Here is a 12,649-nt window from a genome sequence, read left to right as displayed (position 1 = left end):
CGGTCCGGGGCCGGTTGCACTGTCGTGGGGAAACGCACCATTCCGGAGCAGCGCGCGGCGCGCCATCCTGGTGCCTCGGCGCGGCCGCCGTGCGGTGCCGGACCGCGATCGTTCGGTCCCGGCGTTCCCTCGATCCGCCGCTGAGCTGGCACGGTTCCTGCGATATCTGAGTCGGGCGATGACGCGCCCGGGTCAATGGCGACCCATCGCACCGGAACCCGGTGCGCGACAGCGATGCACGGAACAGGGCAAAGGCGCCCGCTGACGGTCACTCGATGACCCGGCGGGCGCTTTTTCATTTGGGGCTCGGTGGAGAAAGGGCAGGCCGACGATGGACATCACAGCGGCACTCGCAAGGGGCGCTCAGCCGGCGCCATCCGCGTCCACTCCGGCGCATTTCCGGTCGCGACGCCGTCACGAGACGGCTCCCGCGCGTCGTCGGTGCAACGGTTAACGCTAGGAGAGACTTTCCATGGAACTGGCAAACAAGGCGACCCGCATCCGCCTCTTCGACCTCAAGTCGATACAGATGCGCACCTTCCACCTGACCTGGCTCGCATTCCACCTGTGCTTCTTCGGGTGGTTCGGCATCGCGCCGCTCATGGCCGTGGTGCGCGAGGACCTCGACCTCGACAAGTCGATGGTGGGGTCGACCATCATCGCGTCGGTCGCCATCACGGTCCTGGTGCGCTTCCTCATCGGTCCGCTGTGCGACAAGTTCGGGCCGCGCCGGACCTATGCCGCGCTGCTGACGCTGGGTTCGATTCCGGTGATGTGCATCGGCTTCGCCAACAGCTTCGAGACCTTCCTGCTCGGCCGGCTCGCCATCGGTGCCATCGGCGCGTCCTTCGTCATCACGCAGTACCACACCTCGGTGATGTTCGCGCCGAACGTGGTGGGGACCGCGAACGCGACGACGGCCGGCTGGGGCAACCTGGGCGGCGGCACGACCCAGATCATCATGCCGCTCATCTTCGCTGCCATCGTCAGCCTCGGCGTGTCGGAGTTCGTGGGATGGCGCCTGGCCATGGTGGTACCCGGCATCATTCTCTTCGCGATGGGTGTGGCCTACTACTTCCTCACCCAGGACGCGCCCGACGGCGACTATCGCGAGTTGCGCGAGCAGGGTCTGATTCCGCCCGCCAAGGCCGAACGCAGCGGGTGGGGCAGCTTCAAGGTCGCGGCCAGGGACTACCGAGTCTGGGCGCTGTTCGTGGTGTACGCCGCCTGCTTCGGCGTCGAGCTGACCATCAACAATGTCGCGGCGATCTACTTCTTCGACGAGTTCTCGCTCGACCTCAAGACCGCCGGACTCATCGCCGGTCTGTTCGGCCTGATGAACATCTTCGCGCGCACGCTGGGCGGCTTCTTCTCCGACATGTTCGCGCGCCATCGCGGTCTTCGCGGACGCGTGCAGTTCCTCTTCATCGCGCTCTTCATAGAAGGCATCGCGCTGATGGTGTTCTCGCAGATGACCGTGCTCGCCGTGGCCATCGGGACGATGATCTTCTTCAGCCTGTTCGTGCAGATGGCGGAGGGCGCGACCTTCGGCCTGGTGCCCTTCATGAACAAGAAGGCGCTGGGAGCGGTTGCCGGCATCGTCGGCGCCGGCGGCAACGCGGGTGCCGTGGCGGCGGGCTTCCTCTTCAAGTCGGAGTCCCTCAGCTATGGGCAGGGACTCTTCTTCCTCGGTTGCGCGGTGGTGGTGTGCTCCTTCTTCGCCTTCGCCGTGCGCTTCACGCCGGAAGTGCTGGCCGAGGAGGAGGGACTGCTCAGGGAGGCACTCGCGAGCCGGGATGCCGAACGCGCTGCCGAAGGGGAGGCCAAGCCGGTTCCGGCGTGATACCTCCGCGTTCGATGGGCCATCGCGGCCGGCCAGCGTGATGCTGGCCGGCCGTGTGCGTTCCGGACGCGGGTGATTCAGTGAGCGCTCAGTCACGCGCAGTAGGCTCTGTGCACGTCGATACGCACACAACCGACCAAGGAGCTCGAACATGAAGAAACTGATGACGCTGGCGCCGGGTATCGTCCTCGCGGGCAGCTTCGCCAGCTTCCCGGCTGCTGCGCAGATGAGCGATGACCTCGCCTTCGATCCGTCGATCTACGCTGGCGGCAGCGCCGGCTACTTCCGTCTCAACGACGATGACTTCCTCGACGAGGAGGACGAGTTCAAGGACAACCGCTGGGCCTGGCGCGGTCTCGCCGGCGTGCAGCTGAATCCCGTCTTCAGCATCGAGGGCGGCTACATCGATTTCGGCGAGCTCAACGACGGCGATTTCACGCTCAACGCGGACGGCACCTTCGCCGCCGCCCTGGTGCACCTGCCGCTGGCCAACGGCTTCTCGCCCTACGCCAAGCTCGGTCAGCTCTGGTGGGATGCCGAGCTCGAAGGGCCGTCCGGCTTCTTCGGCAACCGGGCCACGGCCAGCGATGACGGCAGCGACACCTTCTATGGCTTCGGTGTCCGGTTCGGCGAGGGCCCGGGCATGCAGCTGCGCCTCGAGTACGACCGTCTCGCGCTCGACGACACCGATGTCGACATGGGTTCGGTGACGCTGCAGTACAACTTCTGACCCGTCTGCCCCGTGTTTCATCCCTCTCCAGGTCTCCTCCCCGAAGGGTCCTCCCCCTGACCCTCCCCCGAAAGCGACCTGGACATGCGCCGGTGCCGTGCACCGGCGCTTTTTTGTGCGCGTCTGCCGGTGCGCCGCGGGAAGCACCTTGCTACCGTTCCGATGTCACCGCACCCCGACGGTCGTCCGCCATGCTCCGAATCCTGTTCGTGTCACTGATCCCCCTGGTCGCGCTGAGCGCCGAGGCCCGCATCGTCGAGGTGCATCTCATGCCCGGCGGCGCCGAAGTGACCGCCGAGGTGGCGGTCAGCGACGGTGCGGCGGTGCTGGACGATCTGCCGGCGGACCTCGATGTCGGCAGTGTCCGCGTTGCGCCCGGCGATGGGGTGACCGTGCGAAGCATCGATCTGCGGACGCGCTACGGGGAGGATGCCGAGGGGCGCCGCGCCGGGCTCGAGGCCGAGCTCGACGAGGTCGAGGATGCGCTCGCGCTGCTCGATCGATCGGCCGCGGATCGCGAGATCGCGCGCGGCATGCTCGGGCGGGTCGGCAGCGGCGACCAGGGCGTGCCGGATGTGTCGGAGGCCTTCGGCGCGGTCTCCGATGCGCTGTACCGCCTGGCGCAGCAGGAGCACGAGGACCGCGCCCGGCGCCGCGAGCTGACCTCGCGCCGCGAGGCGCTGCGCGCCGAGCTGCAGGCGCTCGGCTCGGCGGCCACCGCGCGCAGGACCCTGCATGTTGCCACTGCCGGCAATGGCGGCAAGCTGCGGGTGCGATACCCGGTGACGGAAGCCCGCTTCGAGGTGCGCTACCGGTTGCGGTTCGACAGCGCGCAGCGCCGCGTCACGCTGGAGCCGCGTCTGATGGTGGCGCAGAACACCGGGACCGACTGGCGGGACGTGCGGCTCAGCGCCGCCACCACCCGCCGCTCGTATCGCCTCGATGTGCCCGAGCCGGACGTGCCGGTCCTGCGGCCGCGCGCCCCCGAGCCGGTGATGCGCCGCGAGACATCGGCCATGGCCGACATGATGCTCGCCGGTGCCGCGCCCCGGCAGAAGACGCAGGCAGTGGCCACTGCCAACCGCTACGACATCCGCTACGAGCTGCCGTCCGCGGTGGACATTCCCGCCGACAACCGCGAGCGGCCCTTCGTGCTGCCGAGCATCACGCTGGAGGGCGAGATGCATGCCCGCATCGTTCCGCAGCGCGAGGCGGCAGCCTATCTGCAGGTGCGCTGGCGCATGCCCGGGGACGCGGCCATCGCCGCCGGAACCGCGGAAGTGCTGCGCGACGACGTCATCGTGGGCACCACGCGGCTGCCCATGCTGCTGCCGGGGCAGACGCACGATCAGGGCTTCGGCGTCGATCCGGCGCTCGAGGTGACCGTCGAGCGCGACCCCGCCAGGCGCGACGAGAGCTTCTTCGGCAACCGGCAGCGCTGGCTGCAGGCCCAGACCGTGCGCGTGGAAAGTGCGCACGACGAGCCGGTGACCGTGCGCATCGTGGAGACGGTACCGGTGGCGGGCGACGGTGATATCGACGTGGCCATCGAGGGTGATGCGCCGACGACGCGCGATCTCGACGGCCGAAAGGGGCTGCACGAATGGCGTGCGGAGCTGGCCCCGGGTGCCGTCCGGCGCTGGGATCTGCGCTATACGGTATCGGCGCCGTCCGACATGGATCTCGGCCTCTGAGGCGACCGGGGCCGGATGCCGGCCCTTGCCGATATCATGGAGCGATGGAAACGATCCGAATAGCGGGCCACGGCGGTCTCGAACTCGCCGCCGACATCGACGGTCCGGAAACCGGCGCGCCGGTGGTGCTGCTGCACGGCGGCGGACAGACACGGCATGCCTGGTCGCGCGCCTTCCGCACCATGGCCGGCGCCGGTTACCGGGTGCTGGCGTACGACGCGCGCGGTCACGGCGAGAGCGCCTGGGATCCGGACGGCGACTACACCACCGACGCCCTGGTCGCCGACCTGCGCGCCGTCATCGCCACGCTGGGTGCGACGCCGGCGCTGGTGGGCGCATCGATGGGCGGTATCACGTCGCTGGCCGCCATCGGCGAATCCGATGATGCCGTCGCCGGCGCGCTGGTGCTGGTCGATGTCGCGCCGCATATCGAGCGCGAGGGCGTTGCCCGCATCCGGCGCTTCATGACGGCGCGTCCGGACGGGTTCGCGAATCTCGACGAGGTCGCCGATGCGGTCGCCGAGTACAATCCCAGCCGGCCGCGTCCGAAGGACCCCTCCGGGCTGATGCGCAACCTGCGGTACGGCGATGACGGTCGCCTCTACTGGCACTGGGATCCCAAGATCATCAGCGACCGTTTCGACGAGCACGCCGCCTACCTCGATACCTTCGAGGTCCGCATGGCCGCGGCGGCGCGGCGCGTGCGCGTGCCGACCATGCTGGTGCGCGGCAGCGCCAGCAACGTGGTGAGCCCGGAGGGCGCCGAGCGCCTGCGCGAGCTCATCCCCGACGCACGGATTGTCGACATCGAGGGCGCCGGGCACATGGTCGCCGGTGACCGCAACGACGCCTTCAGTCAGGCCGCGCTGGATTTCCTCGACGAGGTGGGCGGCGGCGCGCGAGCACCGTGATCAGTGCAGCAGGGCGGTGCCCAGCATGCCGAGCGCGAAGCCCAGCACCGCCCCCAGCGGCGGTCGCAGCTGTCGGCGCATGTGGGCCTGCGGCGCGATGTCCTGGAAGACCAGATAGACGATGCCGCCGCTGGCGAAGGTCATGATGGCCGCGGTCAGCGCGGGCTGGTCCTGCAGCACGAGATGGCCGATGCCGGCAGCCAGAGGGCCGGCGATGCTGGCGCCGAGCAGCGTCGCGAGCCCGACGCGCGCGGCGATGCCGCCGGCACGCATCTCGCGGTAGGCATTGAAGCCTTCGGGCAGGTTCTGCACCGCGATGAAGCCGGCAAGCAGCAGGCCGGTCTGACGGTCGTGGGCGAATACCGCGCCCAGCGATACCGCTTCCGGCACGAAATCCAGCAGCAGTGCAGCGAGCTGTGCGCCGCTGCCGTGCATGCGCGCCATGGCGAGATCGATCGCGTAGGAGAAGCCGCCGCCGGCGAGGAAGATCGTCGTGAGGGCGAGCGGGTGCAGATTGGCGATGCCTTCCGGGATCAGCGCGAGCGCCACGGCCGCCAGCAGCACGCCGCCGCCGAAGGCCACCACGCCGTGGATCAGCACGCGCTTGCGGGGCGTCTCGGAGCTCGTCTCCAGGCGCGCCGCCATGCCGCCCGCGAAGGCGGCCAGGCCGGCGAGCCAGGACAGCGCAATGACATGCAGGAGCGTCGACATCGTGCCGATCATAGCGTCGGCGGCCGGTAGCGTAAGGTGATGTCACGGGCGGAACCACGGAACGCGCCATGACCGAGGGCGAGCGCGACAGTGACGGACAGGCGGACGACGCGGCGGGAACCGCGCCGCTGCCCGGCGCCGCGATGCTCGGCCTGGCGATCATCATCGGGATCGCCGGCGGCTTCGGCGCGATCGCGTTCAAGGCGATCATCGCCTTCTTCCACAATCTGATGTTCCGCGGCGAGCTTGGTCTGGTCCATGACCCGACCGCCGTCATCGCACCCAGCCCGCTCGGCGCGTGGATCATCCTGGTGCCGGTGGCCGGCGCGGCGCTGGTCACGCTGATCACCAGCCGGATCGCACCAGAGGCGCGGGGCGGCGGCGTGCCCGAGGTGCTCAACGCCATCTACTACGAGAAGGGCCGGATCCGCCCGGTGGTGGCACTGGCCAAGGCCGCGGCGTCGGCCATCTCCATCGGCACCGGCGGCTCGGTGGGGCGGGAGGGGCCCATGGTGCAGATCGGCTCGACGGTGGGGTCGGCGGTGGCGACGGTCGCACGCATCCCGGTGCGTCAGCGCATCACGCTGATCGCGGCCGGCGCCGCGGCGGCGGTGGCGGGCACCTTCAATGCCCCGATCGGCGGCATGGCCTTCGCGCTCGAGCTGCTGCTGGTATCGCTGAGCGCGCGCACGGTGTCGCTGGTGGCGGTCGCCTCGGTCACCGCGACCGGCATCGGGCGCCTGTACAGCGGTCTCGATCCGGCCTTCAACGTGCCCGAGATCGCGCAGTTCGAGGGTGAGGTCACGGGCCTGTTCGCGGCTGTGCTCTGCGTGCCCTTCGGCGTGCTCGTGGGGGTTGCCGCGGCCGGCTTCATCCGTGGCCTGTATCGGGTCGAGGATTTCTTCGAGCAGCGCTTCGCCAATCCCTATCTCCGCCACATGTGCGGCATGCTGCTGGTCGGGCTGATGATGTACGCGCTGCTGCGCGCCACCGGGCAGTACCACGTCGCGGGCGTGGGCTATCCGACCGTGCTCGACGTGCTGCGCGGGGTCCTGAGCGATCCGCTGTTCCTGCTGCTGCTGTGCGCCGCCAAGATGCTCGCCACGGCGCTGACGCTGGGGTCGGGCGCGTCCGGCGGCGTGTTCGCGCCGTCGCTGTTCCTCGGCGCCACGCTCGGGGCGGCGGTGGGCAATGCGCTGGCAATGGTTGCACCGGCGGCGGGCATCGACCCGGTGGTCTTCGCCGTTGCCGGCATGGCGGGCATGGTCGGCGGCACCAGCGGCGCGGTGATCACCGCCATCACGATGACGCTGGAACAGACCCGCGACTACGGCGCCATGCTGCCCATCATCACGACTGTCGCGCTGGCCCACATGGTGCGCGTGCGGCTGGTGCCGCAGAGCATCTATACCCTCAAGCTGGCGCGGCGCGGCATGCGGGTGCCGGAGGGTCTGCAGGCGGCGGTATCGGCGACCCACAATGCGCGCACCGTGATGACGCGCGAATTCGAGCTCCTCGACGTCGGTGCCATCGAGGACTGGAAGGCGGGCTACCGGCCCGGCGACGGCGCCATGCACACGGTGGTTTGCCGCGACGGGGAGGTGCTGGGCCTGGCCCGGCCCGATCTGCTCTATCTGCTGCGCGACGAGGCGCCCGACACGGTGGTCGACACCAACTACCTCGCGGCCGCACCGACCAGCCGGTGGGCGGTGATCATGCGCGGGCTGCGCGCCAAGGGCACCGATACGGCGCTGGTCTTCAATCCGCGCGGCTCGCGTCGCCAGAGCGACCTGGTGGGCGTCATCACCTCGCACGAGATCGCGCGTGCGGCGCGCGAGGGCGCCGATCTGCTCGATTGAGCGCGCGGCGTCAGTCGTCGGTCGGGTCGGGCGCCTGCTGGTCGGCGAGGAGCGTGGCGATGGCGCTGGTCAGCGGCTTGAGGAAGAAGGCCTCTCCGGGCATCGCGTCGACCTCGACGCCGTGCTCGCGGAGTGTGTCGGCCACCACCGGGCCCACCGCGGCCACCGTGCAGCGCTCCAGGCCGGTGCGGAGCTCGGCTTCGCGGTCTGCCGCGCGTGCGACGCGGAACAGCCGCGCCACCTGCGCCATGCTGGTGAAGGCGATGGCGTCGACCTCGCCGCCGGCCAGTGCGCCGATCAGTGCTTCCACGCGCTCGGCCTCGGCCGCATCGGCGTAGACATAGGGCGCCACGGTGTGCACCTCCGCGCCGGCGCCGGTCAGGAAATCGATCAGCGGCCGGTTGGGCTCGGTCCCGTACAGCTGGACGCCGACGCGCCGCCCGGCGAGCGCTTCGCGGCTCAGTGTGGCGATGACGCCCGCGGTGGTCGGCTGCTCGGCGACGATGCCGGGGCGCAGGCCGAGGGTGCGCAGCACGCGACCCGGCTTGGGGCCGCGGGTGATGGTGCGCACGCCGCCCAGTGCGGCCACGAAGGGATCGTGCATCTCCGGCGCATGCATCTCGATGCAGCGCAGCAGCCGGCGCAGACCCTCCCCGGTGAGCAGTACGAGATCGTCGCAGCCGCCGTCGCTGAACCAGCGCAGCCAGTCCAGCACCGGTGCCGGGTCGGGCGCATCGTGGATGGCGACGAGCGGGCAGCGCAGCGGCACGGCGCCGCGACGCTCGAGCATGGCGGCGAAGACATCGAGCTCGCGGGCTTCGGGCACCGCGACGGTGTAACCGCTGAGATCGGCTTCCGGCATGGCCATGCATGGTACCCGGGCTGCGGGCGCATCGGCGGCAGCCGCGTGTGCGGGCGCCGCAGGGTATCTTCAGCGTCTCGTATCCTCGGGGAGGGCGGAAGCGCGCGCGCACCATGCTGAAGAATCGCCGGTTACTGATCGCTGGATTGCTGGGGCTCGCGGCGGGGCCGCTGCATGCGGAAGCGCCCGGGACGCTGACGGTGTTCGCGGCCGCCAGCCTGCGCAATGCGCTCGACGAGACGGTATCGGCCTTCGAGGCCGAAACCGGCACGATGGTGCGCCTCGCCTATGCCGGCAGCTCGACGCTGGCGCGGCAGATCACCGCCGGCGCGCCGGCCGACGTCTTCATCTCGGCCAATGCCGGCTGGATGGACCATCTGGCGGAACGCGGCCTGCTCACCCCCGAGTCGCGGCTGGCACTGCTGTCGAACCGGCTGGTGCTGATCGCGCCGAACGGCACTGCCGGATCGATCGACCTGGATGCGCGGCCCGACCTCGCCGCAGCCCTGGGTGACAGCTATCTGGCGATGGCCAACACCGATGCCGTGCCGGCCGGCCTCTATGGCAAGGCGGCGCTGCAGTCGCTGGGTCTGTGGAGCGATGTGCGCTCGCGCATCGCGCAGGCCGACGACGTGCGCGCGGCGCTTGCCCTGGTGAGCCGCGGAGAGGCGCCGCTCGGCATCGTCTACCGCAGCGACGCCATGGCGGCCGGCCCCAGCGTGCGCGTCATGGCGATGTTCCCGGCCGGCAGCCATCCACGCATCGTCTACCCGGGGGCGGTGCTCGCCGGCAGCGAGCATCCTGCGGCAGCGGAACTCCTGCGCTATCTCGCGGCGCCGGCGCGCACGCCGCTGTTCGAGCGCTGGGGCTTCGAGCGCCCGGAGCCGTGAATCCCGTCCTGCAGCCGGAGGAGTGGACCGCGCTGCTGCTCAGCCTGCGCGTCTCGTTCTGGGCGGTGGCGCTGAGCCTGCCCATCGGGATCGCGGTGGCCTGGCTGCTGGCGCGGCGCGATTTCGTCGGCAAGAGTCTGCTGGACGCGCTCGTGCATCTGCCGCTGATCCTGCCGCCGGTGGTGACCGGCTACCTGCTGCTCGTGGTGTTCGGGCGTCAGGGTGTGGTCGGCGGCTGGCTCCACGAATGGCTGGGCATCACGCTGGCCTTCCGCTGGACCGGAGCGGTGCTGGCGGGCGCCATCGTCGGCTTCCCGCTCATGGTGCGCGCGGTACGGCTTTCCATCGAAGCGGTCGACCGCCGTCTGGAGGGCGCCGCGATGGTCCTGGGGGCACGACCGCTGCGCGTGTTCCTGACGGTGACGCTGCCGCTGGCGAGTCCGGGCATCATCGCCGGCGCGTTGCTGGCTTTCGCGCGGGCCCTCGGCGAGTTCGGGGCCACTATCACCTTCGTGTCCAACATCCCCGGCGAGACGCGCACGCTACCCATCGCGATCTACACCTATCTGCAGATTCCGGGCGGCGAGGGCGCGGCCGGTCGTCTCGTGCTGCTGTCGGTAGTGCTGGCGCTGGCCGCGCTGCTGGCGTCCGAATGGCTGGCGCGCAGCATGCGGCGTCGCCTGGAGGCGGGCTGATGCTGCAGGTCGAGATCGATCAGCGTCAGGGCGCCTTCCGGCTGCGTGCGGAATTCGCCGTCGAGCACGGCGTCACGGCCCTGTTCGGACCGTCGGGCGCCGGCAAGACGACCACCCTGGACGTGATCGCGGGGCTGCGGCGGCTGCAGCACGGGCGCATCGTCGCCGGAGGGAGAACCCTCGTCGATACGGCGCGCGGCATCGTCGTGCCGGGGCATCAGCGGCATATCGGGTACGTCTTCCAGGAACCGCGCCTGTTCCCGCATCGCAGCGTGCGCGCCAATCTCCGCTACGGCATGCGGCGGCACGGGCAGCGCCGGGCGCCGGCAACCTTCGATCAGATGGTCGACCTGCTGGACCTCGGACATCTGCTCGTCCGCCGACCGGCCGGCCTGTCCGGTGGAGAGGCGCGCCGCGTGGCGATCGGGCGTGCCCTGCTGGCGGCGCCCTCGATGCTGCTGCTGGACGAGCCGCTGGTTTCGCTCGACGACGCCCGCCGCGCGGAGCTCCTGCCCTTCATCGAGCTGCTGCGCGACCGGCTCCGCATCCCCATGGTCTACGTCAGCCACCGCGTCGACGAGGTGCGCCGTCTGGCCGATACCGTGATCCGCATGGCCGAAGGGCGCATCGAGCAGATCGGTCCGCCCTCCGAGGTGCTGCCGGGGCCGATCGCGCGCGCGCCGGCCGGCGTCCGGGCCGAGCCGGCGCGCGACCCCTCCGCGCATCGGTAAGCCCCATTTCCATAACATGCTGTTGTAGGATTGCCGCGCGGTGAAACGACCACTGTGCGGTGGGGAGCTACGGAAATGTCAATTATCGAATCGACGGTCGATGTCCACGGCGAGCGCTACGCGCAGCATCGCGAGCAGATGCTCCAGCGCATCTCGGAATGGCGCGAGATCGAGGCCAAGGGCCGGCGCGAGGAAGCCTCCAAGCTCGAGCGCTTCGAGAAGCGCGGCCAGATCCTCCCGCGCGAGCGCGTGCATCTGATGCTCGATCGCGGCAGCCCGTGGCTGGAGCTTTCGACCCTGTGCGGCTACCAGCAGCACGACGACAAGGACGGCTCGCTGGCCGGCGGCAACACCATCGCCGGCATCGGCTACGTGTCCGGAACGCGCTGCCTGGTCGTGGCGAGCAACTCGGCCATCAAGGGCGGCACGATGACGCCGTGGGGCGTGCAGAAGACGCTGCGCCTCCAGGAAATCGCGCTGGAGCAGCGCCTGCCGGTGGTGTCGATGATCGAGTCCGGCGGCGCCAATCTGCTCTATCAGGCCGAGGTGTTCATCCCCGGCGGCAAGACCTTCGCCAACCAGTGCCGCCTGTCGGCGGCCGGTATCCCGCAGATCACCGTGGTGCACGGTTCCAGCACCGCCGGCGGTGCGTACATGCCGGGCCTGTCCGACTACGTGATCATGGTGCGCAAGCAGGCCAAGGTCTTCCTGGCCGGCCCGCCGCTGCTCAAGGCGGCCACCGGGGAGGTCGCCAGCGACGAGGATCTGGGCGGTGCCGAGATGCACTGCCAGGTGGCGGGCACCTCCGAATTCATCGCCGAGAACGATGCCGACGGCATCCGGCTGGCCCGGCAGGTCGTCGGCAGCCTGAGCTGGAACGCCGACCGGCCGTCGCTGGAGCTGCGCGAGGTGCGTGCGCCGCGCTACGACGTCGAGGAGCTGTGCGGCGTGGTCCCGGCCGACTACCGCACGCCCTACGACCCGCGCGAGGTCATCGCGCGCATCGCCGACGATTCCGATTTCCTCGACTTCAAGATCGAGTACGACCGCCAGACCATCTGCGGGCGCGCCGTCATCCAGGGGCACCAGGTCGGCATCATCGCCAACAACGGGCCCATCACCACCCGCGGCGCCACCAAGGCCGGGCAGTTCATCCAGCAGTGCTGCCACTCCAACATTCCCATCGTCTACCTGATGAACACCACCGGGTACATGGTCGGTTCGGAGTCCGAGCAGGGCGGCATCGTCAAGCACGGCTCGAAGATGATCCAGGCGGTGGCCAATGCCACCGTGCCGCAGATCACCATCGTGATGGGGGGGTCCTTCGGCGCCGGCAACTACGGCATGTGCGGGCGCGGCTTCGGCCCGGACTTCATCTTCGCCTGGCCCAATGCGCGTACCTCGGTGATGGGCGGTGAGCAGGCCGCCGGCGTCATGGACATCATCACCCGCGAGAAGTGGGAGAAGCAGGGCAAGCAGCTCGGCGAGAACGACGAGAAGATGCTCGCCAGCATCCGTCAGCAGATCGTCGACCAGTTCGACCGCGAATCGGATTCCTTCGCCGCCAGCGCGCGCATGTTCGACGACGGCCTGATCGATCCGCGCGATACCCGCAAGGTGCTCGGGCTGTGCCTGTCGGTGTGCCGGGAGGCCCGCTCGCGTCATCTGCACGGCAACAGCTTCGGGGTGGCGCGGCTCTGACTCCCGATTCGGCTATGGTCAG

General features: G+C 69.9%; 11 protein-coding genes. 9 read left to right on the top strand and 2 right to left on the bottom strand.

The window, feature by feature from the left end:
* Positions 1-472: 472 nt before the first annotated feature.
* The 4 genes from KAH28_RS11525 to KAH28_RS11510 all read left to right on the top strand — a co-directional run bounded on the left by KAH28_RS11525 (position 473) and on the right by KAH28_RS11510 (position 5,178).
* A complete protein-coding gene (locus KAH28_RS11525) occupies positions 473-1,843 on the top strand; it encodes an MFS transporter (protein ID WP_290576757.1) in 1,371 nt (456 codons plus the stop codon).
* Positions 1,844-1,994: 151 nt separating this feature from the next.
* Entirely contained in the window at positions 1,995-2,573 is a 579-nt protein-coding gene (locus tag KAH28_RS11520) for an outer membrane beta-barrel protein (protein ID WP_290576755.1), read from the top strand.
* Between the two features lie 191 nt (positions 2,574-2,764).
* Complete coding sequence (locus tag KAH28_RS11515; RefSeq protein ID WP_290576753.1) at positions 2,765-4,267, top strand: DUF4139 domain-containing protein; 1,503 nt, start codon at positions 2,765-2,767, stop codon at positions 4,265-4,267.
* Between the two features lie 44 nt (positions 4,268-4,311).
* Positions 4,312-5,178, top strand: coding sequence for an alpha/beta hydrolase (locus tag KAH28_RS11510; RefSeq protein ID WP_290576751.1), 867 nt, complete (start codon positions 4,312-4,314; stop codon positions 5,176-5,178).
* On the opposite strand, the gene KAH28_RS11505 is transcribed toward KAH28_RS11510, so the two are convergent.
* The gene (locus KAH28_RS11505) at positions 5,179-5,889 is read right to left on the bottom strand and encodes a hypothetical protein (protein WP_290576749.1); all 711 of its coding nucleotides are present in this window, start codon (positions 5,887-5,889) and stop codon (positions 5,179-5,181) included.
* 68 nt (positions 5,890-5,957) lie between these two features.
* Between KAH28_RS11505 and KAH28_RS11500 the strand changes: the two genes are divergently transcribed.
* Positions 5,958-7,748, top strand: a complete 1,791-nt coding sequence (locus KAH28_RS11500; protein WP_290576747.1) for a chloride channel protein — start codon at positions 5,958-5,960, stop codon at positions 7,746-7,748.
* A 10-nt stretch (positions 7,749-7,758) separates the two neighbouring features.
* On the opposite strand, the gene KAH28_RS11495 is transcribed toward KAH28_RS11500, so the two are convergent.
* Positions 7,759-8,616, bottom strand: coding sequence for a uroporphyrinogen-III synthase (locus tag KAH28_RS11495; protein WP_290576745.1), 858 nt, complete (start codon positions 8,614-8,616; stop codon positions 7,759-7,761).
* 107 nt (positions 8,617-8,723) lie between these two features.
* On the opposite strand from KAH28_RS11495, the gene modA reads away from it, so the two are divergent.
* From modA to KAH28_RS11475, 4 genes are all read left to right on the top strand, one after another.
* Positions 8,724-9,500 carry a molybdate ABC transporter substrate-binding protein gene (gene modA, locus KAH28_RS11490; RefSeq protein WP_290576743.1) on the top strand — a complete coding sequence of 259 codons (777 nt, stop codon included), beginning with the start codon at positions 8,724-8,726 and terminating at the stop codon, positions 9,498-9,500.
* On the top strand, positions 9,497-10,195 hold the full coding sequence (gene modB / locus KAH28_RS11485; protein WP_290576741.1) for a molybdate ABC transporter permease subunit: 699 nt from the start codon (positions 9,497-9,499) through the stop codon (positions 10,193-10,195). The genes modA and modB overlap by 4 nt, the downstream gene beginning before the upstream one ends.
* Entirely contained in the window at positions 10,195-10,926 is a 732-nt protein-coding gene (modC, locus tag KAH28_RS11480) for a molybdenum ABC transporter ATP-binding protein (RefSeq protein WP_290576739.1), read from the top strand. The genes modB and modC overlap by 1 nt, the downstream gene beginning before the upstream one ends.
* 75 nt (positions 10,927-11,001) lie before the next feature.
* Entirely contained in the window at positions 11,002-12,627 is a 1,626-nt protein-coding gene (locus tag KAH28_RS11475) for a carboxyl transferase domain-containing protein (RefSeq protein WP_290576737.1), read from the top strand.
* Positions 12,628-12,649: the final 22 nt, after the last annotated feature.

Source organism: Algiphilus sp. (genome assembly GCF_023145115.1).
Lineage (GTDB): Bacteria > Pseudomonadota > Gammaproteobacteria > Nevskiales > Nevskiaceae > Algiphilus.
This window is presented reverse-complemented; position numbering and strand designations above follow the sequence as displayed.

What these genes read in the sequence shown, in the direction of transcription:
- KAH28_RS11525 (WP_290576757.1), top strand. Translation starts at nt 473, where the DNA reads ATGGAACTGGCAAACAAGGCGACCCGCATCCGCCTCTTCGACCTCAAG.
- KAH28_RS11520 (WP_290576755.1), top strand. Translation starts at nt 1,995, where the DNA reads ATGAAGAAACTGATGACGCTGGCGCCGGGTATCGTCCTCGCGGGCAGC.
- KAH28_RS11515 (WP_290576753.1), top strand. Translation starts at nt 2,765, where the DNA reads ATGCTCCGAATCCTGTTCGTGTCACTGATCCCCCTGGTCGCGCTGAGC.
- KAH28_RS11510 (WP_290576751.1), top strand. Translation starts at nt 4,312, where the DNA reads ATGGAAACGATCCGAATAGCGGGCCACGGCGGTCTCGAACTCGCCGCC.
- KAH28_RS11505 (WP_290576749.1), bottom strand. Translation starts at nt 5,889, where the DNA reads ATGTCGACGCTCCTGCATGTCATTGCGCTGTCCTGGCTCGCCGGCCTG.
- KAH28_RS11500 (WP_290576747.1), top strand. Translation starts at nt 5,958, where the DNA reads ATGACCGAGGGCGAGCGCGACAGTGACGGACAGGCGGACGACGCGGCG.
- KAH28_RS11495 (WP_290576745.1), bottom strand. Translation starts at nt 8,616, where the DNA reads ATGGCCATGCCGGAAGCCGATCTCAGCGGTTACACCGTCGCGGTGCCC.
- modA (WP_290576743.1), top strand. Translation starts at nt 8,724, where the DNA reads ATGCTGAAGAATCGCCGGTTACTGATCGCTGGATTGCTGGGGCTCGCG.
- modC (WP_290576739.1), top strand. Translation starts at nt 10,195, where the DNA reads ATGCTGCAGGTCGAGATCGATCAGCGTCAGGGCGCCTTCCGGCTGCGT.
- KAH28_RS11475 (WP_290576737.1), top strand. Translation starts at nt 11,002, where the DNA reads ATGTCAATTATCGAATCGACGGTCGATGTCCACGGCGAGCGCTACGCG.